Raw genomic sequence first — 25,822 nt, forward strand, 5'->3', positions numbered from 1 at the left:
TCCAATGCATAGTAAATTTGATTATCATGCATAATACTCATGTTAATTTAGGAAAATTACGTGAACATCCAGCAGCTACGACATTTTATTGCTCTTGCGGAGAAAGGCTCCTTTACGCGAGCGGCCGAGCACATCAGTCTGACACAACCGGCCCTCTCTCGAAGTATCGGGCAGTTTGAAGCTGAACTCGGCATGAAGCTTGTCGACCGCATTGGCAAACGCTGCGAAGTAACCGCCTTCGGTCATGTGGTTCTTGAACATGCACGAAGAGTGATTTTCGAAACCGAAGAACTTTACCGCGTTGTCAAACAACAACATGAAGGCAGCGCAGGACGCATAAGAATTGGTCTTGGCTCCACGCCAAGCGCGTTGCTGACGGCTCCATTGCTCAGCCGGTTTTCGACAACAAATCCATCATTGCATATTTTACTTATGCGCGGCTCCATCCCGCTACAGGTTCAGGCTTTGCGCGATAGAACACTTGATATGCTTGTCGTTGAAATCAAAGGAGTACCGGTTACCGCAGATTTGAGCATAGAATTGCTGCCAGAATTGCGCGCTGGGTTTCTTGCCAATTCGGAACACCCGCTTGCTAAACGTGAAAATGTCAGCTTCTCTGATCTGGGTCCTTGGCCGTTGGCAACCACGATGCTCGCGCCTGAACAGATACGAAATATGGTTGCTATCTATGGACCACAAGCCCATCCGGACGAGAGTGTAACGTTTCATTCAGATGCCATAGATGGGCTTCTGCAAACTGTATTACACAGCGAAACGGTCTATTATGGCGTCCTTGCACCAGCGCATGAGCTAATGGATTCGGGCCAGCTTGTAGAGGTTCCAATCAAACCTGTTTCAAATCGTTCTCAATTTGGCATTGTTCGTCTCTCGGGCCGGTCCCAACCGCCTATGTTTCCCACTCTTAAGAAAATTATTAGTGAGAAAATGGAGGAATGGAGCAGGATTTAATGGGCATCGGCATCTGTTTAATCGGGCTAAATGCGGAATCGACTATCATGTTGGCCAATCCCGCATCTGATTGCGCCACACTAAACCAACCGATGACCAGCCCTTCTATTCCCAGTTAAAAGGCCCGGTTAATTATCCGGGCCTTTGTTGTTATGCGCCGTAAGGCACCCAAATGTTTTTAACCTGTATAGCTTTGCGCAAGTAGTCGCGGCCCTGCGCCTCCTGGGTGTTGCTCCAATTTGGCAAACGGCCATTGCTGACCCACGTGGCCTTGAGGTTTCCAGCCGATGCCTTCTCCACCATAGCGCTGCCTTCCTTCGAGCCTAAATACCAAAGGGCTGCCACCTCGTCGTGCTCGGCAAGGGTTTTTGTCAGCAGGTCACGCTCGCCGGCGACGATATTCACGACCCCGCCTGGCACGTCCGATGTATCAAGCAGCTGATAGAAATCGCCCGCAATCAACGGATGACGGCTTGAAGGCACGACCACCGTGCGATTGCCCATGGCAATGGCAGGCAGCACAAGCGAAACGAGTGAGAGCAGCGGCGCCTCATCCGGGCAGACAATTCCCATCACACCCCATGGCTCGTTCATAGCGAGCGTCACATGACGCGATTTGGTCGAATGGACTGCACCGTCGAACTTATCAGCCTGTGCCGCATAATAGAAAATCCGGCGCAGCGATGCTTCAACCTCGTCAGCAGCTTTCTTTTCGCTCACGCCGGTGCTTTCCACGAGGCGATGGATGAAGTCATCGCGGCGTGTATCCAGATTTTCGCCAAGATAATAGAGCACCTGTGCACGGTTATGCGCTGTCGCATTGCTCCAGCCTGATGCTTTGGCTGCGGCTTCAACCGCATTGCGAATGTCCTTGCGGTTGCTGATGCCAGCCTGACCAATGACGGCACCACCTTTGCCTGTAACCGAATAGCTGTAGCCGCTATCGGGACGCGCCTGCTTGCCACCAATATAGTTCTTCATCGTGTGATCGATGCCATGAATGACAATCTTTTCGCTGCCCGATGGCAAGGCGGAAGGGACAAAATTTTCAAGAGGCTTGAGAGCGACGAGCGCCTTTTCCCAGTCGGCGCTCAGATATTCGTAAAGACCTTCGCGTGCCCCTTCACGGCCATAGCCACTTTCACGATAACCGCCAAAACCTGCACCCGCATCGAGCATATTGGTGCAGTTGATCCAGACAACACCGGCTTTCACGCGCGCCGCAAGATCAAGTGCAACATTGATGTTCTCTGACCAGATCGAGGCTGCAAGACCGTAACGCGTATTGTTTGCAAGCAAGACGGCTTCATCTGGTGTACGGAAAGTTGTGGCAGCCGCAATCGGTCCAAAGATTTCAACCTGACAGACCGTGGCCGCCTGATCGACATCAGTGAAGAAGCCGGGTGCGATGTAGTTGCCCTTGACAGGCAGGGGATTTGGGGTCTGCCAGAGTTGACCGCCCTCCTCCACGCCTTTCTGGATTAAATCAGAAATACGCTTCACCTGCGTGGACGATACGATCGCCCCAACATCTGTGGATTTATCAAGCGGATCACCAACACGTAAGGTTTCAAGGCGCTTTTTCAGCTTGGCATAAAAGCGCTCTGCAATGCCTTCCTGCACAAGAAGACGCGAACCCGCACAACAAACTTCGCCCTGATTAAACCAAATCGCATCAACCACGCCTTCGACCGCAGCATCAAGATCAGCATCTTCAAACACGATGAAAGGTGACTTGCCACCAAGCTCGAGCGAGAGCTTTTTGCCCGACCCTGCAATCTGCTCGCGAATAATGCGGCCCACCTGCGTTGATCCGGTGAAGGCAACTTTATCGACGTTTTCATGGCCGCAGATGCTTGCACCCGTTGTGCCATCACCCTGCACGATATTGACCACCCCCGCAGGAAGGCCGACTTCATGGCAGATTTCAGCAAAGGCAATGGCTGTGAGAGGGGTGAGATCCGCAGGCTTCAGCACCACAGTGTTGCCAGCAGCCAAAGCTGGCGCGATTTTCCAGGCCAGCATCAACAACGGAAAATTCCACGGAATCACTTGCCCGCAAACGCCAACGGGTGAAAAGCCCTTGAACTCATCTTCGACCATCTCAGCCCAGCCGGCATGATGGTAAAAATGGCGCGCAGCCAGCGGAATATCGATGTCGCGGGTTTCACGCAGCGGTTTGCCATTGTCCATGGCTTCGAGAACCGACAAAAAGCGCTCACGCTTCTGGATGTGGCGTGCAATGGCATAGAGATATTTTGCGCGGTCATGACCGGAGAGTTTCGACCATTTGCCAAAAGCGCCACGCGCAGCTTTGACAGCCTGATCAACATCTTCCTCTGTACCAAGCGTGATCTCTGCCAGCTTGTCGCCATTGGCAGGATTGGCCACAGCAATGGTCTGACGGCCTTCCGGTTTGACGAAAGTGCCGTTGATATAATGACCGAAAGAACGGCCGTGCTGTTCCAGCCACGCATTCACATCGCCGTTTGCTTCCGGGGAAGGTCCATATTCCATGGTCTTCAGAATGTCCTTGATAGGTCGCATTTATAGTATCCTTATGCAGCAGCGTGACGGTTGGCGCTCGAATAGCGTCCGGTCACGAAGTGCTCCAATTGCCGTTCAATATCGCCAAGCATCGACGAAGCCCCCAGGCGAAACAGATCCGGTTCCAGCCAACGATTGCCGAGTTCCTCTTTCATCAAGATGAGCCAGGCCAATGCATCCTTGGCGCTCTTCAAACCACCGGCTGGCTTGAAGCCGACGATCTGACCGGACAACTCGCCATAATCACGCAAAGCCCGCACCATGGTCAGACTGACTGGCAGTGTCGCGTTGACATCTTCCTTGCCGGTCGAGGTCTTGATGAAGTCGGAGCCTGCCTGCATCGCAACCATTGACGCGCGATAGACATTGGTGAGCGTGTTGAGATCACCGGTTGCAAGAATGGCTTTCATATGCGCCTCGCCACAGGCTTCGCGCATGGCGGCAATCTCGTCATAAAGCGCTGACCAGTTTTGCTTCAGCACGTGCTCGCGGGTGATCACAATATCGATTTCATCGGCACCCTGCTCAACCGCATAGGTGATCTCGGCAAGCCGCAGCGGCAGTGGGGTCAGCCCTGCCGGAAAGCCGGTCGCAACTGAGGCCACAGGAATGCCGGACCCTTCAAGCGCTTTGACGGCATGCGGCACCATTGTCGGGTAAACGCAGACCGCCCCCGTCGTGATGCCGGCATCGCCAAGGCCGAGCGCTTCAAGAATATCATCCCGCACAGGACGCCGTGCCTTGGCGCACAATCTGCGCACGCGGCCTTCCGTGTCATCACCGGCAAGCGTGGTCAGGTCGATACATTGCACCGCCCGAACAAGCCATGCGGCCTGATATTCTTTCTTGATCGAACGGCGCGTCGACAGATTCACCGTGCGACGCTCGGATGCACTGCGGTTCACAACAACATCTTCAAACCAGTCAGGCTTGAGAAGAGTGCCAGTGTTGCGGGGAAAATCCATGGTCGTTTCAGCCATAATCTCGCTGGAAGAAACCATTGTAGAGCTAGCAGGCATTGAGACCGTCATCCTCGGCCCTTTCTATGATCGATAAATCTGTTGAGAAGAATGGCGGCGACAATAATGACCCCGGTCACCGTCATCTGATAGAAGGAACCCCAACCGAGAAGATTGAAGATGTTTCGGAGCACCTGAAGCAGCATCACGGCAAAGAACGTGCCCAATATGCTGCCGCGTCCGCCAAAAAGGCTTGTGCCACCCAGCACAACGGCGGCGATTGCATCCAGTTCAAGCCCTTGTGCCGCCGTGGGTTGTCCGATGCGCAAACGGGAGGTGAGCACGATGCCAGCGATCGACGCCATAAGGCCTGAAATTGCAAAGACGGCAATGATCATGCCACGGGTTGGCAAGCCGGAAAGGCGTGCTGCTTCAGGATTTCCACCCGTCGCATAGACATATTCACCAAACACCGTATAGCGAAGAACCAGACCAGCGATGATACAAAGCGCAATGAAGATTATTCCCATAGAGGCTATGGAAAAGCCGGGGAAAATGGGAACCATCGTTGAACTGATCGTTGCAAAGCCTGCCGGTAGACCGCTCACAGGCACGCCATCGGTCAACAAATATGTCAGGCCGCGAAACGAAACCAGACCTGCCAGTGTGATAATGAAACTCGGCACCTGAGCGAGCGCTGAAATGGCGCCCATGGCAGCGCCGCAAGCCATGCCTGCAAAGGCGGTCACAGCAACAGCCACAACAGGATCATAGCCCTGAGCCATAAGCACGGCGACCAGCATGCCGCACAAGGCCGCCACACTTCCCACTGACAAATCGATATTCCCTGTCAGAATGACGAATGTCATGCCAACCGCGACGATGCCAACAACCGACGCCTGCTGAAACAGGTTCGCGATATTGCCAAATGTAAGAAAATTGCTGGAAAGGGTTGCTGCAATCGCCACAACCAGCAAAAAAATGACAATAAAATTATACTCAACTGCCAGATTGATCAGCCGCTTGCTCAAGGAAGCTCGGCCTTCGGGAACGGCAAACAAGGGTGTGTCAGTGCTGGACATGGTAACTGTCCCCCAGAATTGTTGTTTTCAGGATCGTGTCACGATCGGTTTTTGAAGGATCGTAGCGCGCGATAATCCGGCCCTCATGGAAGACCCAGATGCTGTCGCAGGCAGAATAAAGTTCATCGAGTTCGCTGCTGGCGACGATAACGGCTGCCCCCTCATCGGCAAGACGATGCACCAGATTGTAAAGATCGGCCTTGGCTCCGATATCAAGACCGCGACTGGGTTCATCGAGCAGAAGGATGCGCGCACCATTGATAATCCACTTGGCCAGAACAACCTTTTGCTGGTTGCCGCCAGAAAGCTGAATCACCGCCTGTTCGGGAGAACCATATTTTGTTGAAAGGCTGGCAAGAATTGGCCGCGTGCGTTCTTTCTGAAAATTATGGCGTGTGAGCCAGCGCGAACGCATCGCAGGCAAGGTTGCGTTCTTATAGATCGGTGCATGAAGGATAAGCCCTTCCGTCTTTCGATTTTCCGGCACCAGTCCCAAGCCGGATTGAATGGCGTCAGACGGATAGCGCGGCTTGAAAGGCTTGCCATCCAAATGAATATCGCCCTGAAAAGCGCGCGCGCCAAACAATGACTTTAGAAAACTCGTGCGACCGGAACCATTAAGCCCGGTCAACCCGCTCACTTCCCCCCACCGCAGTTCAAACCCTTCAATATGAAGTCCTTCGTCCCCCTTGAGGCTCGTTACTTTCAGCGCCACATCACCGGCGACCGGCGAGCGCTCCTGCCGTTCCACCAGCGAGCGCTCGCGGCCAATGATCGCCTCGACCAGCGCTTCATCGCCGGTTGAACTCAAATCAAAAGTTTCAATCGTCCTTCCACCGCGCAAGACCGTCACGCGATCGCCGATTTCGCGCAGTTCGCCAAGACGGTGGCTGACATAAAGGATCGCGACGCCTTGGCGCGTCAGATCGCGAATAACCTCGAAAACGCTTTTGAGTTCGGTTTCATTCAGCGCTGCTGAGGGCTCATCCATAATAATGATTTTTGCATTCATGGTCAGCGAACGCGCGATTGCGGTGAGTTGCTGATTGGCGACCGAAAGCGTTTCAACGCACACATCCGGCGCAAAATTCGCCCCCACCCGCCGCAATGCTTCAATGGCCTTGCGCCGACGATCCTTTTTCCTCAAAAAACCGAAACTTGCCGGCGCATGCCCAAGAAACATGTTTTCTTCGACGCTGAGCTGCGGAACCAGATCAAGCTCCTGATAAATCATCGAAACACCAAGGCGGGAGGCTTCCGACGGTGATCTTGGCGAAACAATTTTTCCGTCTATCGCAACCGTTCCGGTGGATGGGCGCAGCGCACCGGCAATAATCTTGAGAAACGTCGATTTGCCAGCGCCATTTGCGCCCAACAGGCAATGTATCTCGCCTTTTTGGATATCAATTGAAGCATGCTCCAACGCAACAATGTTGGGAGGGAACCGCTTGGAAACATGGCTGACGGACAGAACGCTATGGGACATTTGAAACCTCAAGGGCATGTCTTGCTGTTGCCTCGTCCGTCACGATTACCTTGAGGTATCCTGCTGCAAGGGCTGCAACGGCGATATTATGTTTTTCGGGACCGGAAACGACGCCGATGCTGTGTTGTTTCTTGCAAAGGGATTCAAGACGCAGACCAAGGGTACGATCATCGATGGCGCTATCGACGATGACGCCTTTTCCATCGATGAAGCGTCCAAGAATATCGCCCACAGCACCTGCGTCACGCAGACGATCAATATCGCTTTCAGTCAGGTAGCCTGAGCTTAAAAGGACAGACTGATGCGTGATCCCGCCCATGCCGAAGCAAACCGTTTCGGCTTGTTCGGCCAGTTCCATCACACGTTCGACAATCGGGTCTTCCTCTAGCGCATCGCGCGTGGTTTTCTTACCAAGAATGGCCGGAACCGGCAGCAAAGTGGTTTTGCCATTGCCTGCGGCGGCGGCAAATTCTTCGGCAACAGCACTGGTTCTGACCGTCGTTGAATGCAGATGTGTGGACCCATTCACAAGAACAACATGCAACCCGGGGCACCAGTTTCCCGGCAAGAACTTGGCCACAGCCGACATGGTGCGCCCCCATGAGACACCGATCAGCGTTGGCTTGGGATGCATGGCGGCCAGATAATTGGCTGCTGCCTGTGCAACACTTTCCATCAGTAGACTGGAATCGGTGCTATCACCCGTCGGTACTACAATCGCATCAAGAAGGTCATATTGCTGCTGCAACATGATCTCGAGTTCGGTCCGCCGCTGCGCGCGCGGCGTGATCTCTATCCTGACGACACCGAGTTCTTTCGCTTCCGTCATAAGCCGTCCGACCTGCCAGCGCGTCAGCCCCAGCTCCTTGGCGATCTCGCTCTGTGTCCGCTCCATTTCGTAATAAAGCTTGGCAACGCGCACCATGAGATGCTCGCGCTGTTCGTCGGAAGGAAGACGGACGGAAGGGTTCAAACGGCTGTCGTTCATATTGGAGCTCCTGTTGCCTGTCGCGCAGACAACCGATGCAGCGTGGGAGTCAGCGCTGCAGTTGCTTCGCGATAAAGCTCCAATGTATCTGCGAACCAGCTGCTGCGCACCGCATTGGGATGCAATTCCTTTGTATATGCAGCGCAATTTTTTGCAGCCGTCATGAGATCGGGGAAAAAGCCCAGAGCATGTGCCGCACTGACGGAAGCACCAATCAGCGAAAGATTATCGCTTTGCGCAACCAGAACAGGACGCGCAAGTGCATCGACCGTGGTTTGAAGCCAAAGCGGATTCTTGCAAATGCCGCCCGCCATAACGATACGGTCAATCGTGACATCGCGCTTTTCCAGAGAATGCAGAACATTGGCCGAGCCGAGCGCAATAGCATCAACGGCGGATGCATAAATATCGGCCCTGCCATGTCCAAGCGAAAGCCCCAGCATGGCACCGCGTAAATGCCCATCGCGATAAGGTGTTCGGTTCCCCATCCAGTAATCAAGCGTGAGCAGGCCGGAGCCAGCTTTCTGTGCGCTACTTGCCTGCTGAATGAGCGCCCGATGTTCTTCCGCATTGAGCCCGAAAATCTGACCGCTCAACCAGTTGAGAATGGAGCCGGTTGATACCTGACCCGCTTCGACAAGCCAGAAATCAACCAGCAACGCATTAGGGTATGGTCCCCAGAAACCGTTGACATCACCATAACCGGAAAGATGCGTGAGAAACACGTTGGACGTGCCACCAATTGCCAGCATTGAGCCAACGTCAACCGTATCGGAACCCAGCATGCCGATATGGGCATCAATACCGCCCTGCGCGATGATCGGACAGGAAGAAAGACCGAGCGCTTCAGCGACGTGCTTTTGAAGAACGCCGATTGTTCCTCCCACAGGAATGATGCGCTGCGGGAGTTTGTCGATAAGTTCTTCAATACCGAGCTGCTGATAGACCTCGGGGACGAACCGGGATGCGAAGGAATCGTAATTCCACTTGCAGGCCGCGTTCATGCGCGAGCCCACCCACTCCCCCACCAATCGAAAGTTAATAAAATCAAGCGCTTCACAAATGATATCAGCGCGCGCATAGATTTCCGGCTCATGGCGTGCAAGCCACATGGCCTTAGGAACAAGCCACTCAACGGCATCCCCGCCACCGCTATAAGCCATGACCGGATGATCGATTTTACTGGTGGCCTGTGCTTCGGCGGTTGCCCGGCAATCCATCCATAAAAGTGCAGGACGCAGCGGCTTGCCATCCTTGGTGCACAGGGCGACAGTCGACGCGGTGGTCGCAACACACAGAGCGGCGACATCATGGATGCCACTTTTATCGATTGCCTTTCGACCGGCGATCAAAAGCGCATCCCACCATTCATCAGGCTGCTGTTCGGCCCACCCGGCACGCGGATAGATTGTGCTATATTGCACTTCGGCAACGGCCACCATGTTGCGCTGCGCAAGATCATAAACACCAGCACGCACGCTGCCGGTGCCAAGATCAAAACTAAGAACATATGTCATGTAAATCCTCCCTATACCAACTCCCGATTGGTATATTAGCGCCCCGTAAAATCAGGGGCGAAACATGACTTTCGAAAAAAACAGCGCCTTGTCAGATTTGAATTTATCGAACATTCCCGGAAGCTCCGAGAGGTCCAGATCATGACTGATCATGAACTCCCACTTCAAATCACCCGACCCCAGCTTCTCCAGTGTCACAGTCCACTGCGGACCCGGATATGGCGCGCCGAATGAATTCCACGAACCATGCAGCGAAATTTCCTGACGCAGAAAATGCTGGAACGTTTTGGTCTCCAGCGTGACATCAGCAACCGGAATGCCGATGAAGACGACATGCCCACCGGGAGCCGCCAATTTGACCGCCGCATTGATCGATGATGGATGCCCCGCTGCTTCCACAATAATGTTGCAAAGCAAACCTGCTGGAATATCCTCTTCCGGCAGGAATGTGTGGCTGGCTCCTGCTTCACGGGCAAGGTCAAGCTTCTTTTGTGAAACGTCGATCGCAACGACTTCACTTGCACCCATCAGTTTCATCCACTGGATCGCAAACAGACCAATGGGACCGCAACCGATTACAGCTCCGCGCTGACCGATTGTTACGCCACCGGCTTTCCAAATCGCATGAAGGGCAATGGAGGCCGGGTCTGTCATGGCAACCGCGCGCGGATCAAGACCCTTTGGCGTCTTCAAAAGATTTTCTACGGGAACGCAGACAAATTCTGCATAGGCACCGTCTCTGCGTGAGCCAAAATAATCATAATCGCGGCAGCGCGAGAACTGACCTCTTTGACATTGATCACATTTCTGACAGGGCAACATGGGTGGAATAGCCACCAGTTCACTCAACTCAAAACCCTCAACGCCCTCGCCTATCTCGGTAATATGCCCCGAAAACTCATGCCCACAGATAATAGGCATTTTATGCGCACCTTTGATGAGCATACGCGGCAAGTCAGACCCGCAAACACCAACGGAGGCCACCCGTATCATCACATGTCCCGGGTGCAGCTCTGGGGCTGGTACATCTTCGATACGAATATCGCCGGGCGTATATAATACTGCTGCGCGCATGGAAAAATCCTGAGTCATTTTGAGATTTGAAGTGGATCTGTTGGCAAGGTTTGGACAAAAGTCAGCCACGCGAACCGCTGTTTTTTAACACCAGCGGCCCGTTTTATTTCTTCAAGCGCTCCCTGCCGGAACGCTTGAGATTGAACTGATTACTTTGCGAGAACCTCTGGACGGTACTCGGCAAACAAGCCCTCATGCGGGAACTTGCTCACATTGTCTTTTGTGACGACCTCCGTTCCGGCATCAACGAACTTAGGCACATCTTTCTTTGCAGCCGCCTGAACGGCAACCTGAATGGTTACATCACCCAGATATTTCGGATCATTAAGCGCCGTTGCTATGTAATGATCCCCTTTCGACATTGCCTCAAGCGCTTCAGACAATCCATCGACACCTGCAACGGACACATCATTGCGGCCGCTTTCCTGTAAGACCTGCAAAGCACCGAGCGCCATATCGTCATTATGTGCGTAAACGACTTTCACGTCAGGATTAGCCTGCAACAAGTCCTGCATCGCTGTCACAGCATTGGCCCTTATATATTCAGCATAAGGTCCGGCAACAATCATGTGCTTACTGCCTTCAAACGCCTTATGAAAACCGTCGCGACGATCCATCATCACCGCGCCACCAGCATCACCCTGAATTTCAATGATCTTGGCACTTTCAACGCCATCGGCTTCCAGCTTGGCAAGAACGGCCTCCCCGACGCGCTGTCCCATTTTCTTGTTATCGCGCCCGATATGCGCAGTCACACCCTCGCCATTAACACTGCGGTCAACAGTTATAACCGGAATTCCGGCACTCACAGCCGCTTCAAGCGATGGCACAACTGCATCCGGATTAACCGGATTAATGATGATCGCATCCACGCCCTGCGTGATGAGATCCTGAATATCGTTGTTTTGCTTGCTCACATCACCATTGGCGTCAAGAAAGACAAGCGAATTTCCCGAAGCTTTGGCAGCGGCCTCAGCACCTTCCTTCAACTGAACGTAAAAGGGGGACTGTAGTGTTACTTGGCTAAAACCAATTTTAAGCCCATCGGCAAAGGCGATGGACGGCAACATCAAAGACGTTGAAAGGGCTGTAAAAGCCACGAGCAGAGTACGGCGATTGAGCATTCTTTTCCTCCCTAAGATACTCGAATCAACAAATGTGTATTTAATGCACTTTTGTTGATTTTGTTCTAAAGCAGAATGGAAAACATGTCAATTACCCGTTGTCAGGGCCGAAACACCGCGAATAACGCGACAAAAGCAGTGACTTTCCGCCCTTCATGGCATCAATATTTCTTTAAAACGCGTGCTAACGTGATTGAAACTGATCGAAACGCGCTCTAAAGAAATGTTTAAATGGGCATCTTATCCGAAAGCCGTTTCACGCTTTTCGGAATGCGCTCTCAACAATGCTCCCAAGTGAAGAAACGAAGGCCAATTTCCGGTTTAGTTTTTGGTAAGCTGTTGTAATAGCAATTGATATGGCTCCCATTCGGGACTCATGATAACGATGATCTGAGTGGTTTGTTTTCAACGCCAGCAAGCAAAGAGAGAGCGTATTTTAGCCAGTTGCAACTGATGCTAAAAACGGCTTTGCTCTCTTAGCGAGTGAGGCACAGGATATATTGCGTATGCTTTTGAACTATCCATGGCAAAGGCTTGCGGGCCTGCCGCGATTGTGTAAGCAGATCATCCTGCTTATAAGCGACTGTGCTCTGCTATTGCTCAGTGCTTACCTTGCCTTTGCCATGCGTCTGGGTTTCGTTTTTGTACCCACGCAAGCCCAGCTTTTTCTTATTCTGATAACTCCCGTTCTCGGTATTCCCGTCTTCGTTCGCTTCGGACTTTATCGTGCGATAATCCGCTATCTTGCGGAGCGCTCCATCTGGCCGATTTTTCAGGCAACCGCTATTGCTGCACTGTTCTGGGTGGCGCTTGTGTTCCTCATGGAACTCTATGGCGGTTCAGGCCTGCCCCGCTCGGTGCCTTTGTTATACTGGCTTTTGAGCACGGTTCTTATTTCTGCAAGTCGATTTGGCGCAAAATGGCTTCTGCGTCATGCAGACACCACAAAGACCTATTCCAGTACTGCTCTCATTATCGGCGTTGGCGAACCGGGACGTCAGCTTGCTGCCGCTTTGCGAAGCCACAGCGACACCCAGGTGATTGGATTTGTCGATCCCAACAACAAACTAAACGGCATGGATATCACGGGACTGCGCGTTTATCCCGCCAGTCAAATTCCTGAACTCATTGAGAATTACGGCGTTAAACAAGTCGTTATTTCCGAACCCGAATTGTCGCAGGAACAGAGGCAGGAACTGGCTCGTCTGCTGGGCCGTTTGCCGGTCAGCACGCGCATTCTTCCTCCAATTGCCGACCTGACGGCGGGCAAATATCTGGTCAGCGCATTACGGAATGTCGAGATTGACGATCTTCTCGGGCGTTCCCCTGTACCGCCGGACACCAATCTTCTGCGCGAAGTCGTTGAAGGACATCGCATCATGGTCACGGGTGCGGGTGGATCAATTGGCAGCCAGCTTTGCCAGACAATTGCTCAATGGAATCCCGAGTGCATTGTTCTCTTTGAATCAAGTGAGTTCGCTCTTTATCAGGTGGAGCGACAGCTCAAGCAGATTGCAGGCTGCGAAGTGATCCCGGTTCTGGGTTCCGTGCAAGACATACACGCCCCTGAAAAAGCCATCCGACAGTATCGTGTCGATACTGTCTACCATTGCGCTGCCTATAAACATGTTCCGCTTGTGGAAAAAAATGTGTTGGTCGGCATTTGCAACAATGTCTTCGGCACGCTCAATGTTGCGGCAGCAGCGCTTGCAACAGATGTCGAGCGTATGGTGCTTATTTCATCTGACAAGGCCGTTCGCCCTACAAATGTGATGGGCGCGACCAAACGCTGGGCAGAACTCGTCGTATACCACTACGGAATGCTCGCCGAAAATGCCGGCCTGAAAAAGTCTTTCTATTCCGTCCGTTTCGGCAATGTTCTGGGATCAAATGGCTCGGTTGTTCCACTTTTCCGCGAGCAAATCACCAATGGCGGACCAATTACACTCACCCATGAAGACATGACACGCTATTTCATGTCGATCAAGGAAGCCGCCGAACTGATCGTGCAATCTGGTGCCATTGCTGAATCAGGCGACACCGTTTTGCTGGAAATGGGCGAACCAGTGAAAGTTCGCGACCTTGCAGAAAACATGATTCTTCTGGCAGGCCTCACCGTACGCAACGCGGATAACCCCAACGGTGACATTGCGATCGAAGTGACTGGCATTCGCGAAGGCGAAAAGATGTATGAAGAACTCTTCTACGATCCATCACATGCACAGCCCACCCGCCATCCAAAGATCATGCGCGCACCAAAAGGTAAGAAAGCGGATGTAGATGTGATAACAAGCCTGAATGCATTGCGCGCCGCAATGGAAACGGAAGATGTGGATGCCGTGCGCAAGGTACTTTTTGACGTTATAGCTTTCTGAAGCGCCCACGCAGATCCAGCAGCAGGATCAGCACGGCAACAACGGCCACAAGCAAAAATATAACCTGCGATAGCAAATGATCAAAATGCAACATTGCTGTGGCACACAGGACCAAAATAACATTTAAAAGCGCGATATGACTGACGACTTTCAGCACGCTCCAGCCGGATCTCTTTGCCACCTGATACGCATGTTTTGAATGGGCTTTCAGAATATTCTCTTTGGCGATCAGGCGCAGGATGATCGTCGTACCAGCATCAAGCAGGTAATATAGTGGAAGCATGAGTGCGACCACGACATGCGTTTCGCGTGCCAGCAAAAGCAAGGCTGTGCCTGCCAAAAGGCCCAGCGGCAAGCTGCCCGAATCGCCAAGGAATATGCGTGCCGGTGGCCGGTTAAAAAATGCAAAGCCGAACAATCCACCCGACAGTATCGCTGCAAGCGCTCCGCTTTCAATACCCGATAGATGCAGCATCGTCAGAAAGGCAACCCCCATCAAGGGAATACCGAGACCCGCAACGGTCATCAAATCCAAGCCATCCATGAAATTCGTAATGTTAATGGCGGCAACCAGAAAAACGACGATCATTACCGCCTCAAACCAATGGGGAAGCAAGGCAGGCAAAAGCCGGAAGTCAGGCCCCAAACCGTAGAGCACGAGGCAACTGGCCAATATTTGCGAACCAAAACGCAGATAAACGGGCAGCTCAAACCGATCATCCAAAATACCGATCATCCACAACAATGCGGATGCCGATGACAACCAGATTATCAATTCAATAGGGATTTCGAGGTCCGCTCCAAACATCAACAGAATGGCGAGCGCTGCGGGAACAAGAGCAAGTCCACCAATTTGTTGCGCTGGGATGCTGTGGTTTGATCGCGGATTAAAACCTGCGGCAAGGAATGACCGCGGCAGGAAGACCGATAAGATGTAAAGTCCGGCACCACAAAGAATGGCGCTTGCAAAAAATGAAATGAAGAGCAAGGTCATTGTGAATACCGATGAGAAGCTTTCTGGCTGAAGGAGTTATCAGCTTTGCGGCTGGTGGCAAATAGTCTTTCTCGGAAAACGCCATGTCTTTTTGTTTCACAGGACAGCTGAAAACAATTAACCAGATTGAATCCAGTCATCTTATCAATGTTTAAAGCTCTTGTGAAAAGCCTGCCGTAGACAAAGCGAACGATGCACCTTAAATCGGTTTTAGCCACTAAAACCCAAGCAGAAGAGCGCGTCCATGCCACAGAAAACAGATCTCCTTGCTCCCGTCATGCAAGGCCAGCCCGTTATTCCGGTCCTGTTGATCGACAAGGTCGAGCATGCAGTTCCGCTAGCACGAGCGCTTGCAAAAGGCGGCTTACCTGCAATCGAAATCACATTGCGCACGGCTGCGGCACTCGACGCAATTCGTGCCGTTGCTTCCGAAGTGCCGGAAGCGATCGTGGGTGCAGGCACCATTCTCAACGCCAAACAATATGAAGATGCAGCCAAGGCAGGCTCACGCTTCATTGTCAGCCCCGGCACTACAAAATATATTATCGCCGCAGCCAATGACAGCGATGTGCCGCTGCTGCCTGCCGCCATTACGCCAAGCGAAATGCTCGCTCTTCGCGAGGAAGGCTACACGCATCTGAAATTTTTCCCTGCCGAACAGTCCGGCGGTGCGCCGTTCCTCAAAGCATTGTCATCACCATTGGCTGGCACCGTTTTCTGCCCCACTGGCGGCATCAGCCTCGCCAATGCGAAAACCTATCTCTCGCTTCCAAATGTCATCTGTGTCGGCGGATCGTGGGTTGCTCCAAAGGAATTGGTTGAGGCCGGCGACTGGGACGGGATCACCAAACTTGCAAGCGAAGCCGCTGCACTAAAAGGATAAAACCGCCCCGCCCAAATATGGTGACTGGTTTTGGGTGATCGACATCCTTAAAAATCACAGAACATGCTTATAAAAAGAGATGACTTAAAAAAGGGGCCTCGAAGGCCCCTTTTCTTGATCTGCTTTCTGATCAGTTGGTCTCGGTAAACTTTGCAACCGTCAGGAATGTAACAGCATTGCCGCTGAACTGATTGGCGCGTTCGCTCGGCAGGTCACCGCGCTGGAAGCCAGCGGTATAGACCATCGCGGGCGCAGAACGCATGGCATCATTGCGCAACACCGGACTGGTCGCGGGTGCAGTTTGAGAGACCGAATGCGATGAAAGCGCTATCGCAGAAGCCGGCATCGCGGCAGGCTGGACAACCGGTTTTGGGTGCGAAGAAACCCTTGCCACACGACGATCGCCCTTACCTGTTGAGCGCGCACTGCTCTTAGCACCTTGACCGACAGCGGCAACGTGCTGACGCGCAGGTGCAGGCTTGGCAATCGATGCAGTCTTCACCGGTGTAATTTTTACAGGCTCGGCTTTGACTTCCGCGGCTGGTTTTGTATCAAAATCATCTTGCGGCGGCGCAATCAGCTCTCCGATTTCATCCCGCTTTGAGAGCATGGCCAATTGCGTATTGGCGCGCGGCGCTTCTTTCGGCACCGGATAAGCGGCAGGGGCTTGCTGCGCAGCTGCTGCATTGCCAGCATCTGCAACAACCGTTGAAGCAACCGGATTGTTGTTTACGAGCTGCGCAATCGCATCCTGCGGATTGTGCTGATCACGCTCCGGCCGGGCACTTGGAACCACGGCGGCTGCAAGCTCAGTCGCAGCTTCCTGCTGTGGGCGCGTGGATGGAATTGGAACAAAACCCGTTACAAGCGGATTAGAACCTTCATCAGATGGAACCTCAGCGGGTTGTACAGCAGCAAGTGCAATCGCTTCCTGAGCTGCATTGGCCGGCTTGCGGCTTGGAATTGGAACATTCAATGCGACGACAGGTGCTTCCTCAACCGCTGCAGCCGCAACAACTGTCTCTGGGCGCGGAGCCTGTAATGGCACTGGCGCATCGCGTGCAGGCAAGGCAGCAATCATCGTTTCAGCCTGTGGAGTCTGCACAGGAGCCGCAGGGGTTGGCGCCTGACGCGCAGGCACGGCACGGGCTGGACGGGCGGCAGCAGGCGCGACATCGCCGTTATCTTCTTCCTCATCAGCACCACCGCCAAAGAGCGCACCAAAGAGTGTCTTGCTCTTACGAGGGGCGGAGTTGCTTGCCATCATGACAGTGCCACCGCTCGCTTTTCGCTGCTCAATCATTGCCAGCGCCTGCTCGTAGCCCGGCAATGGCTTGCCATCGGCAGGCAAGTGAGCCGTTTTGCCATCCGGGAACAGCGCCAGCAACTCGCGGCGGCTCATCCGTGGCCAGGAGCGAACATTCCCCACGTCCATATGCACAAAGGGCGAGCCAGAACGCGGATAATAGCCAACGCCACCGATCTGGTAGCGCATACCGATGCCGCGCAGCTTGGCAAGTGGAACACCGGGAATGAAAAAATCCATCGCGCGGCCAAGCGTATGCTGGCTCTTCTTCGCAACACCTTTGGTGGTGGAACGCAACATGTTGTTGGTTGCGGGTGAACGATAGGCGGAAACCACAGTAATATACTGGCTGGAGCCAGTGGAACGATAGACCTGCCAGACCAGATCGAACAGGCGCGGGTCCATTTTGGTCGGTTCGTTGCGGCGCCAGTCGCGCAAAAATACATTCAGTTTTTTCAGACCATCAGGCAGAAAACGACCATTCTTCTTGAACGTAATCTCTGCTTTTTCGCCGGTATGCACATAATAGAGCTTCAACGTGCGGGTTTCAGCCGAAGCCTGCGACGGGGCCAGCGCCATGAGCACAGCTGCCGCGATCCAGAATAAGGACATCGACAACCTGAACCAGGCTTTCGCAAAGCGCGCTTTAATGGTCGATATACTGCTCATTGAATCGTATCGCCTTACCGTGTTGTCTGCCCTAAGGGCCGTATCAGAGATCGCACAAGTGAATATTCGAGAACCCTGATTGTCGGATTTAATGGTTAATAGACGCTTAGTGAACAACAAATGAGGAAACACCATGGCAAAAAAGCCACACAGGTGCATCTATTTTCATCATGGTAAAAAAATTATTAACAATCTTCCTTGATGCTAACATTCTGGCAACAGTGACAGCAGTGCTTTATAAGTTACTGAATTTCAATAAGTTAAGGCGCTTTACTCGTTAACAATGCGGGGGTGATCGGCGTCAATATCGCTTTCTGCACCGTATTGGCCCTTGCCCGCTACGGACGCCACATCGATGCCATATTCTTTCAATTTTCGATAAAGAGTCGTCCGCCCGATGCCCAAACGCCGGGCAACTTCGCTAATATGCCCCTCATAATGTGCTATTGCGAAGCGGATCATATCCTCTTCAGTGGCAGCAAGAGTGCGAACCTCGCCTTCGGATGTGATTCCACGGATCGAGCGTGAACCAAACCTGTTAATGGACGCCTGATTTACAAATTCATTGTCATTGACGCGGATTGCCCCACCCTCGAATCCAAGATGACGAAAGTCGCGTATCGTCAGTGCATGTTCTTCACATAGGAGCACGGCATGGTAAATGGCATTTTTGAGTTCGCGAACATTACCGGGCCAATGATAGGACTTGAGACTTTCCAGAACGTAAGGCGTGATACCCGTGATATGGCCCAACCGTTCTTCGCCGGCAAAATGCATCAGGAACTGATGCGCAAGAAGAGGAATATCCTCGATGCGATCTCTGAGCGGCGGCATGGCAATCAGAAACGATGAAACAAGATGATAGAGGCCGGGGTGAAACCGCCCCATATGCACACGTTCAACCAGCGAATGGCTGTTGGATGCAATAATACGTGTATCGGAAAGATGATCTGCCTGCATGATCTCGAACACGCGAAGCTGCGTTCGATGAGACAAGGCGCTTATCTCATCCAAAAACAAGGTGCCGCCCTGGGCCTCGGCAAACTTTCCAGCAATCTGGATGGGCGCATTGCCGACTTGAAGGGCTGTGGGTGCGTCTGACTGCCCGAAAAGCACTTCATCGGGATTCTGCTTTGCCAATGAGCGGCAATCAATGGAGATAAATGGTCCCTGCCAGCGTTGACCACTGCTGCTGATTGCGCGTGCCAGCGTTTCTTTGCCAGTGCCAGCCTCGCCTTCGATGAGCAACGGCGTATCAAGCTGCGTCACACGGCGCGCCAGCGCCACCACCTTTTCCATTTCAGAGCTTTTGGCAACCATCTCTGAAAGCAAAATATGGGATTTTTCGTAAGAACGGGTGCGCTTGAGTTCCTGTATCAGAGAATCAAGTTTGAAAGCATTGGCAAGCGAAACCTGAACACGTTCAAACGCCACAGGCTTCGTCATGAAATCCACCGCGCCAAACCTGATCGCCTGCATAGCCTTGTCCATTGTGTCATTTTGCACAAGGACAATAACAGGGGTTTGGATACCAGCTTCGCGCATTCTTGAGAGAACCGAAATACCATCCATATCCGGCATCGCCAGATCAAGGAGGATGAGGGCTATATCCTTACGGCTACAGATGAATCCGAGCGCACTGGTCCCGCCATCTGCCAGAATAGTGCGATAACCCATGCGCAAAACCGCCGCCTCAAGGTGGCGGCGTTGTATCGGATCATCATCCGCTATAAGGATACGCGTACTCATAAATGCTCTACTACCAGTGGCGTATATGTCAGAATATCCCAATATATTGTATTGATCATATTTCAGGCACTTTTTTTGAAACAGCATTTCTCATCAATGCAAGCCCTATGCGCGCACATTCGTATATCATCCTCAGAATAGTGGCGCTTTTCTGAACAAACCCGCGCCCCCCTTGGCGACTTGAAGAAGACATGCGAAAAGAGGCCCACAGGAGAATGTTATGATCGTTGCCATTTATCGATTTTCAAAGTCTGTCGCGCTCGACACTGTTTCCCATATGCCCGCCGGTGATACCGGAACTGCTGCAAAAGCCGATCTTGGAAAGCTGCCGGAGTGGAATCTGGCCGATCTATATCCATCTGCCGAGAGCGCTGAATTGAAGGCCGACCTCGAAAAAGCGGCAAAGGATGCAGCCGATTTTGAAAACCGCTGGAAGGGCAAACTCGGTGAAGAAGCAGCCAAGGCCAATGGCGGAAATTTCGCCGATGCGATTAAGGAATATGAAGGCTTAAGCGAACTCATGGGCCGGATTGCCTCTTTCGCAGGCCTTTATTATTATGGCGATACCACCGACCCCAAGCGCATGAAGCTGTTCGGCGATGTGCAGCAGAAGCTGACAGATGCCAACACGCCGCTCATTTTCTTCAGCCTCGAAATCAACCGCATCGATGATGACGTGCTTGAAAAGGCGATGGCCTCCAATCCAGTGATCGGCCACTACCGTCCATGGCTGGAAGATCTGCGCCTCGACAAACCCTATGAGCTTGACGACAAGCTGGAACAGCTTTTCCACGAAAAATCGATCACCGGCTACAGTGCATGGAACCGCCTGTTCGATGAAACCATGTCGAGCCTGCGTTTTGAAATTGATGGCGAAGAACTGGCCATCGAGCAGACGCTTAACATGTTGCAGGATGCTGATGGTGCTGTGCGCAAAAAGGCATCGGAAGCGCTTGCCAAAACTTTTGGTGCAAATCTGCGCACTTTCACGCTGATCACCAACACGCTGGCCAAGGACAAGGAAATCTCCGACCGCTGGCGCGGTTTTGAGGATATTGCCGACAGCCGTCACCTTGCAAATCGCGTCGAGCGCGAAGTGGTTGATGCGCTGGCGAGTGCCGTCGAAGAAGCCTATCCGCGCATTTCGCATCGCTATTATGCACTGAAAGCCAAATGGCTCGGTCTTGAAAAGCTGGAGAACTGGGATCGCAATGCACCGCTGCCGGAAACCCCGCAGGCGCTGATCTCATGGGGTGAAGCGCGCGAAACCGTGCTTTCCGCCTATGGCAACTTTGCCCCTGAAATGGCCGAAATCGCGAAAAAATTCTTTGACAAAAACTGGATCGACGCGCCGGTGCGCCCGGGCAAGGCGCCGGGGGCTTTTGCGCATCCAACCGTGCCTTCCGCCCATCCTTATGTGCTGCTCAACTATATGGGCAAGCCGCGCGATGTGATGACGCTTGCGCACGAACTCGGCCATGGCGTGCATCAGGTGCTGGCCGGCGAACAGGGTGCGCTGATGGCGTCAACGCCGCTGACACTGGCTGAGACGGCTTCCGTCTTTGGTGAAATGCTCACGTTCCGCTCGCTGCTGGAACGCACCACCAACAAGCGCGAGCGCAAGGCCATGCTGGCTCAGAAGGCCGAGGACATGATCAATACGGTCGTGCGCCAAATCGCTTTCTATCAGTTTGAGCGTCGTGTTCACACCGAGCGCCGCGAAGGCGAACTGACCTCAGAGCGTATCGGTGAAATCTGGATGGATGTGCAGCGCGAAAGCCTTGGCGATGCGGTCAATCTCAATCCGGGTTATGAAACCTTCTGGACCTATATTCCGCATTTCATCCACTCGCCTTTTTACGTCTATGCCTATGCTTTCGGCGATTGTCTGGTAAACTCGCTTTATGCCGTCTACCAGAACTCGGAAAAGGGCTTCCAGCAGAAATATTTCGATATGCTGAAGGCGGGTGGCACCAAGCACCACAAGGAACTGCTGGCGCCATTTGGCCTTGATGCAACCGATCCAAATTTCTGGAGCAAGGGCCTTTCAGTGGTGGAAGGCATCATCGACGAACTCGAAGCCATGGAAGACTGAGCAGATTCGTGACCCACAAGGGTTTGAATAGGCCGCACATCCTTTTTCGGGATGACAAGGCGGGCCGCGATGTTTTATTCGCGGCTCCGTCTTCGATGATCCGCGCCGATACACCAGACACATTCGAAGCAGCATGGGAGGCGATGCAACGCGCCCATGAAGTGGGCAAATGGCTTGCAGGCTATCTCTCCTATGAGGCAGGCTATCTGCTTGAACCCAAGCTGAAAGCGCTTCTGCCGGAAGGCCGCAAAGCCCCTCTCCTGTGCTTTGGCGTCTTCGATGGTCCATCGGACGATGTCTTGCATACGCGCAGCGCCGACAACATCACCTATCTGCGCGAACCCGTCGCGCAATGGTCGCTCGAAGACTACAAGCCTAAATTTAACCGCCTTCACCAGCATTTGCGCGAAGGCGATTGTTATCAGGGCAATCTGACATTTCCGGTTCATGCGCAATGGGACGGCGATCCGCTTGTGCTGTTTAACACGCTCGCAAAGCGTCAGCCGGTTCGCTATGCGAGCTATTGCGATCTGGGTGGGCCGATCATCCTGTCGCGTTCACCGGAACTCTTCTTTGAAGTGGATGGCGAAGGCTATATCGAAACACATCCGATGAAGGGCACCATGCCGCGCGGTGCCACCCCTTTTGAAGATGAGGCCAACCGCCAGTTCCTGATGAATGATCCTAAAAATCAGGCGGAAAACCGCATGATTGTTGATCTGCTGCGCAACGACATTTCATTGATCAGCGAAGTGGGATCGCTGGATGTGCCTGAACTTTTCCGGGTCGAAACTTACCCGACCGTTCATCAGATGATCAGCCGCGTGCGCGCAAAGCTTAAAAGCGATCTGCCGCTGCGCAAGATTTTTGCAGCCCTTTTCCCCTGTGGCTCCATCACCGGTGCGCCGAAAATAAGCGCGATGGAAATCCTGCGCAGGCTGGAAAGTGGGCCACGTGATATTTATTGCGGCTCGCTCGGTTGGATCGAACCGGGCGGACGTATGCGGTTCAATGTTGCCATCCGCACGATCTCGCTTCTTGAGCAAAATCGTGCAATCTTCAATGTCGGGGGCGGTGTGGTCTTCGATTCCACAGCGCAAGCGGAGTATGAGGAATGTCTTCTGAAAGCACGGTTCGCGACGGGACAGCGACCAGCCATGCGGAACCAGACTATCAACTGATCGAGACCATGCGCTGGGAGCCTCTCTCTGGCATTCTGCGGTTTGATCTCCATATGGCGCGGCTTGAAAACTCAGCCCGCGAGCTCGGTTTTCACTACAACATGGAAGCGGTGCACCAGAAAATCGCCGAGATCAGCGGCGGAGAAAATCCGCTCAAACTGCGGCTGACACTGGCACCGGATGGCCATGTGGAGATTACCGCTTTTCCTTACGAACCGCTGCCAGCGCAAACTGTCTGGCGCATCGCGGTCGCAAAAACACGCCTGAAGCACGATGATCCGTTGTTGCGTTATAAGACAACAAAACGTCAGGCCTATATTTCGGCTCGCGACGAATATTCACCGGCGGAAGTGGACGAAGTCATTCTGCTCAATGAGCGTGACGAAGTGTGCGAAGGCACCATCACATCAATTTTTCTTGATATTGGCGGCACCACCTGCATTACCCCTCCCCTTTCCTGCGGCCTGCTCGACGGCGTTCTGCGGCGTGAACTTTTAAACAACAGCGTGGTTCAGGAAGGCGTAGTCACACTTGATGATCTTAGCCGTGCGCGCAACATTCTTGTCGGCAATTCATTGCGTGGCATGATCCGCGCTCAACTTCTATCCATATAAATTCGTTAAACACGTTTGCTGTCATAGGCTTGTGACGTTTCTTTCTTTCTATGAACCTGTGCTATCGTAGCAAAGTGAGCAGTTCCGCATATCGGAAATGCCAAGCGTTGCAGCCTTGCAGCAGGAGAGAGAAAAAATGGCGAAAGCGAAATGGCCAGTCTATGGCGAAATTACCGGCCCTCTTATCATGATCGGCTTTGGCTCGATCGGGCGCGGTACCCTGCCACTGATCGCACGCCACTTCAAATTCGACAAATCCCGACTGGTCGTCATCGATCCAAGCGAAAAGAACCGCAAAATTCTGGATGATCAGGATATCCGCTTCGTCAAGGAAGCGATCACCAAAGATAATTACAAAAAGATCCTTGGCCCTCTGATCAAGGAAGGCGAAGGCCAGCCGTTCATCGTCAATCTGTCGGTCGATACCGGATCGCTCGATCTGATGCGCTACAGCCGCGAACAGGGTGCGCTCTATATCGACACGGTTGTCGAGCCATGGCTCGGTTTCTATTTCGATGCGGAAGCCGATAATGCTGCGCGCACCAATTACGCATTGCGTGAAACAGTTCGTACTGAAAAGCGCAAGAACCCGGGCGGTCCGACTGCTGTTTCCTGCTGCGGCGCCAATCCCGGGATGGTTTCATGGTTCGTCAAAAAAGCGCTTATCGATCTTGCCACTGAGCTCAAGCTTGAGTTTGAAGAGCCATCAGCCGATGACCGTAAGGGTTGGGCCAAGCTCATGAAAAAGGCAGGGGTTAAGGGTGTTCACATTGCTGAACGCGACACTCAGCGCGCCAAGGAGCCGAAGCCGTTCGACACATTCTGGAACACTTGGTCGGTGGAAGGTTTTATTGCTGAAGGTTTGCAGCCTGCCGAGCTTGGCTGGGGCACCCATGAAAATTGGAAGCCGAAAAACGCCCGCAAGCAGAAGAAGGGCAACAAGGCTGCAATCTTCCTTGAACAGCCCGGCGGCAATACCCGCATCCGCACATGGTGTCCAACCCATGGCGCGCAATACGGTCTGCTTGTCACCCACAATGAAGCAATCTCGATTGCCGACTTTTTCACCGTGCACAACAAGAAGGGCAAACTGGAATACCGCCCGACCTGTAATTACGCCTATCATCCAAGCAATGTCGCCATTCTTTCACTGGATGAAATGTTTGGCAGCGGCGGACGTGCGCAGGCGGTTCAGCATGTGCTTGAAGAAGACGAAATACTCGACGGCTCGGACGAGCTGGGCGTGCTGCTCTATGGCCACGACAAAAACGCCTATTGGTATGGCTCACAGCTGAGCGTCGAAGAGGCTCGCAAGCTTGCGCCTTACCAGAACGCAACCGGGCTGCAGGTTTCATCTGCCGTTTTGGCCGGTATGGTCTGGGCACTTGAAAACCCACTAAGCGGGATCGTCGAAACCGACGAAATGGATTACCGTCGCTGCCTTGAAGTACAGCTGCCCTATTTGGGACCCGTCAAAGGCTATTATACTGACTGGAACCCGCTGGAGGGTCGTGGCGTTTTGTTCGAAGAGGATATCGACACCAAAGACCCTTGGCAGTTCCGCAATATTCTTGTTCGCTGAGCCGTTCGAATGCCCGGCTTCGGCCGGGTTGCCGAATGCGACAGTTGCGCAACAGTCTTGCAATCCTGATAAAAGGGGCTTGTAATCGTGTGAATTTCCATACATCACACGATAAACACTCTTACGGAGAAGATGGACATGAAATCCTTCCGCATCATTGGCTCTACGGCAATCGTATCACTCGCGCTTGCAGGTTGTGTTGCGACTGGCCCAGTCGGTGGCGGCAATGTCCCTGTCGTTAATCGTGCGCCATCCGGTATTGATGGTTCATGGGTTGATCCGAATGGCATCGTCTCATCTTTCAACGGCGGTATTTTCGAGACCCGCGCGACCGACACCAACGAAAAGCTGGCCGAAGGCAACTATCGTTACCAGTCGCCGCAGCTCGTTGAAATCGATATGCGTTCCATCGTGCGCGGCACCTCATCCCGCGTCAATTGCGCGCTCGTTTCACAGAACCAGCTCAACTGCACATCGTCTGCAGGATCGCGTTTCTCGCTGACCCGCCGCAGCTAAAAATCGTCTGAATGCAATCAAACGGCACACGCTTTTCGGCGTTTGCCGTTTTTATTTTATGGGGTTCCAGCTTAACGCCTTATAATTCAACCATACCCAGCGTTGTTAGGAT

The 25,822-nt window shown here is 53.0% G+C and carries 19 protein-coding genes; 8 read left to right on the forward strand and 11 right to left on the reverse strand.

The genetic code is table 11. The features are described 5' to 3' along the window. Nucleotides 1-60: 60 nt before the first annotated feature. A complete protein-coding gene (locus tag ABE527_RS16190; RefSeq protein WP_499697549.1) occupies nt 61-969 on the forward strand; it encodes a LysR family transcriptional regulator in 909 nt (302 codons plus the stop codon). Nucleotides 970-1,119: 150 nt separating this feature from the next. On the opposite strand, the gene ABE527_RS16195 is transcribed toward ABE527_RS16190, so the two are convergent. The 8 genes from ABE527_RS16195 to ABE527_RS16230 form a co-directional block, all read right to left on the reverse strand. Next, nucleotides 1,120-3,516 (reverse strand): aldehyde dehydrogenase family protein, encoded by a 2,397-nt coding sequence (locus ABE527_RS16195; protein WP_499697550.1) that lies wholly within the window; start codon nt 3,514-3,516, stop codon nt 1,120-1,122. A gap of 11 nt (nt 3,517-3,527) precedes the next feature. Beyond that, nucleotides 3,528-4,496 carry a deoxyribose-phosphate aldolase gene (gene deoC, locus ABE527_RS16200; protein WP_265987057.1) on the reverse strand — a complete coding sequence of 323 codons (969 nt, stop codon included), beginning with the start codon at nt 4,494-4,496 and terminating at the stop codon, nt 3,528-3,530. 47 nt (nt 4,497-4,543) lie between these two features. Next, nucleotides 4,544-5,557 (reverse strand): ABC transporter permease, encoded by a 1,014-nt coding sequence (locus tag ABE527_RS16205; RefSeq protein ID WP_265987044.1) that lies wholly within the window; start codon nt 5,555-5,557, stop codon nt 4,544-4,546. Next, nucleotides 5,544-7,043 (reverse strand): sugar ABC transporter ATP-binding protein, encoded by a 1,500-nt coding sequence (locus tag ABE527_RS16210; RefSeq protein ID WP_499697551.1) that lies wholly within the window; start codon nt 7,041-7,043, stop codon nt 5,544-5,546. The genes ABE527_RS16205 and ABE527_RS16210 overlap by 14 nt, the downstream gene beginning before the upstream one ends. Then, nucleotides 7,033-8,031 (reverse strand): sugar-binding transcriptional regulator, encoded by a 999-nt coding sequence (locus ABE527_RS16215; RefSeq protein WP_499697553.1) that lies wholly within the window; start codon nt 8,029-8,031, stop codon nt 7,033-7,035. The genes ABE527_RS16210 and ABE527_RS16215 overlap by 11 nt, the downstream gene beginning before the upstream one ends. Further along, nucleotides 8,028-9,548, reverse strand: coding sequence for an FGGY-family carbohydrate kinase (locus tag ABE527_RS16220; protein WP_499697555.1), 1,521 nt, complete (start codon nt 9,546-9,548; stop codon nt 8,028-8,030). Before ABE527_RS16220 ends, ABE527_RS16215 begins: the two co-directional genes overlap by 4 nt. Before the next feature lie 51 nt (nt 9,549-9,599). After that, nucleotides 9,600-10,622, reverse strand: coding sequence for a galactitol-1-phosphate 5-dehydrogenase (locus tag ABE527_RS16225; protein ID WP_499697556.1), 1,023 nt, complete (start codon nt 10,620-10,622; stop codon nt 9,600-9,602). Nucleotides 10,623-10,771: 149 nt separating this feature from the next. Next, nucleotides 10,772-11,746: a substrate-binding domain-containing protein gene (locus ABE527_RS16230; RefSeq protein ID WP_499697557.1), complete on the reverse strand. Its 975-nt coding sequence runs from the start codon at nt 11,744-11,746 to the stop codon at nt 10,772-10,774. A gap of 506 nt (nt 11,747-12,252) precedes the next feature. On the opposite strand from ABE527_RS16230, the gene ABE527_RS16235 reads away from it, so the two are divergent. Next, nucleotides 12,253-14,121 (forward strand): polysaccharide biosynthesis protein, encoded by a 1,869-nt coding sequence (locus ABE527_RS16235; RefSeq protein WP_499697559.1) that lies wholly within the window; start codon nt 12,253-12,255, stop codon nt 14,119-14,121. On the opposite strand, the gene ABE527_RS16240 is transcribed toward ABE527_RS16235, so the two are convergent. Next, nucleotides 14,108-15,115 (reverse strand): MraY family glycosyltransferase, encoded by a 1,008-nt coding sequence (locus ABE527_RS16240; protein WP_499697560.1) that lies wholly within the window; start codon nt 15,113-15,115, stop codon nt 14,108-14,110. The genes ABE527_RS16235 and ABE527_RS16240 overlap by 14 nt on opposite strands. Nucleotides 15,116-15,359: 244 nt before the next feature. On the opposite strand from ABE527_RS16240, the gene ABE527_RS16245 reads away from it, so the two are divergent. After that, a complete protein-coding gene (locus tag ABE527_RS16245) occupies nt 15,360-15,998 on the forward strand; it encodes a 2-dehydro-3-deoxy-phosphogluconate aldolase (RefSeq protein ID WP_265986796.1) in 639 nt (212 codons plus the stop codon). A gap of 130 nt (nt 15,999-16,128) precedes the next feature. Here ABE527_RS16245 and ABE527_RS16250 read toward each other — a convergent pair whose 3' ends face one another. Beyond that, entirely contained in the window at nt 16,129-17,973 is a 1,845-nt protein-coding gene (locus ABE527_RS16250; protein WP_499697561.1) for a peptidoglycan L,D-endopeptidase MepK, read from the reverse strand. A gap of 270 nt (nt 17,974-18,243) precedes the next feature. Further along, nucleotides 18,244-19,722, reverse strand: a complete 1,479-nt coding sequence (locus ABE527_RS16255; protein WP_499697562.1) for a sigma-54-dependent transcriptional regulator — start codon at nt 19,720-19,722, stop codon at nt 18,244-18,246. 220 nt (nt 19,723-19,942) lie between these two features. Here ABE527_RS16255 and ABE527_RS16260 point away from each other — a divergent pair, with 220 nt between their 5' ends. The 5 genes from ABE527_RS16260 (at nt 19,943) to omp10 (ending at nt 25,710) form a co-directional block, all read left to right on the forward strand. Continuing rightward, entirely contained in the window at nt 19,943-21,817 is a 1,875-nt protein-coding gene (locus tag ABE527_RS16260) for a M3 family oligoendopeptidase (protein WP_499697564.1), read from the forward strand. Between the two features lie 8 nt (nt 21,818-21,825). After that, on the forward strand, nt 21,826-22,998 hold the full coding sequence (locus ABE527_RS16265; RefSeq protein WP_499697565.1) for an aminodeoxychorismate synthase component I: 1,173 nt from the start codon (nt 21,826-21,828) through the stop codon (nt 22,996-22,998). Then, a complete protein-coding gene (locus ABE527_RS16270) occupies nt 22,932-23,612 on the forward strand; it encodes an aminotransferase class IV family protein (RefSeq protein ID WP_499697566.1) in 681 nt (226 codons plus the stop codon). Before ABE527_RS16265 ends, ABE527_RS16270 begins: the two co-directional genes overlap by 67 nt. Before the next feature lie 136 nt (nt 23,613-23,748). Next, entirely contained in the window at nt 23,749-25,194 is a 1,446-nt protein-coding gene (locus ABE527_RS16275; protein ID WP_499697567.1) for a homospermidine synthase, read from the forward strand. A gap of 138 nt (nt 25,195-25,332) precedes the next feature. Then, nucleotides 25,333-25,710, forward strand: a complete 378-nt coding sequence (gene omp10, locus ABE527_RS16280) for an outer membrane lipoprotein Omp10 (protein ID WP_265986831.1) — start codon at nt 25,333-25,335, stop codon at nt 25,708-25,710. The last annotated feature ends 112 nt before the right edge of the window (nt 25,711-25,822 follow it).

The organism is Brucella sp. TWI432, assembly GCF_039674445.1.
GTDB classification, from domain to species: Bacteria; Pseudomonadota; Alphaproteobacteria; order Rhizobiales; family Rhizobiaceae; genus Brucella; species Brucella chromiisoli.

What these genes read in the sequence shown, in the direction of transcription:
- ABE527_RS16220 (WP_499697555.1), bottom strand. Translation starts at nt 9,548, where the DNA reads ATGACATATGTTCTTAGTTTTGATCTTGGCACCGGCAGCGTGCGTGCT.
- ABE527_RS16270 (WP_499697566.1), top strand. Translation starts at nt 22,932, where the DNA reads ATGTCTTCTGAAAGCACGGTTCGCGACGGGACAGCGACCAGCCATGCG.
- ABE527_RS16195 (WP_499697550.1), bottom strand. Translation starts at nt 3,516, where the DNA reads ATGCGACCTATCAAGGACATTCTGAAGACCATGGAATATGGACCTTCC.
- ABE527_RS16210 (WP_499697551.1), bottom strand. Translation starts at nt 7,043, where the DNA reads ATGTCCCATAGCGTTCTGTCCGTCAGCCATGTTTCCAAGCGGTTCCCT.
- ABE527_RS16230 (WP_499697557.1), bottom strand. Translation starts at nt 11,746, where the DNA reads ATGCTCAATCGCCGTACTCTGCTCGTGGCTTTTACAGCCCTTTCAACG.
- ABE527_RS16275 (WP_499697567.1), top strand. Translation starts at nt 23,749, where the DNA reads ATGGCGAAAGCGAAATGGCCAGTCTATGGCGAAATTACCGGCCCTCTT.
- ABE527_RS16225 (WP_499697556.1), bottom strand. Translation starts at nt 10,622, where the DNA reads ATGCGCGCAGCAGTATTATATACGCCCGGCGATATTCGTATCGAAGAT.
- omp10 (WP_265986831.1), top strand. Translation starts at nt 25,333, where the DNA reads ATGAAATCCTTCCGCATCATTGGCTCTACGGCAATCGTATCACTCGCG.
- ABE527_RS16240 (WP_499697560.1), bottom strand. Translation starts at nt 15,115, where the DNA reads ATGACCTTGCTCTTCATTTCATTTTTTGCAAGCGCCATTCTTTGTGGT.
- ABE527_RS16245 (WP_265986796.1), top strand. Translation starts at nt 15,360, where the DNA reads ATGCCACAGAAAACAGATCTCCTTGCTCCCGTCATGCAAGGCCAGCCC.
- ABE527_RS16255 (WP_499697562.1), bottom strand. Translation starts at nt 19,722, where the DNA reads ATGAGTACGCGTATCCTTATAGCGGATGATGATCCGATACAACGCCGC.
- ABE527_RS16260 (WP_499697564.1), top strand. Translation starts at nt 19,943, where the DNA reads ATGATCGTTGCCATTTATCGATTTTCAAAGTCTGTCGCGCTCGACACT.
- ABE527_RS16215 (WP_499697553.1), bottom strand. Translation starts at nt 8,031, where the DNA reads ATGAACGACAGCCGTTTGAACCCTTCCGTCCGTCTTCCTTCCGACGAA.
- ABE527_RS16205 (WP_265987044.1), bottom strand. Translation starts at nt 5,557, where the DNA reads ATGTCCAGCACTGACACACCCTTGTTTGCCGTTCCCGAAGGCCGAGCT.
- ABE527_RS16250 (WP_499697561.1), bottom strand. Translation starts at nt 17,973, where the DNA reads ATGAGCAGTATATCGACCATTAAAGCGCGCTTTGCGAAAGCCTGGTTC.
- deoC (WP_265987057.1), bottom strand. Translation starts at nt 4,496, where the DNA reads ATGGCTGAAACGACCATGGATTTTCCCCGCAACACTGGCACTCTTCTC.
- ABE527_RS16235 (WP_499697559.1), top strand. Translation starts at nt 12,253, where the DNA reads ATGCTTTTGAACTATCCATGGCAAAGGCTTGCGGGCCTGCCGCGATTG.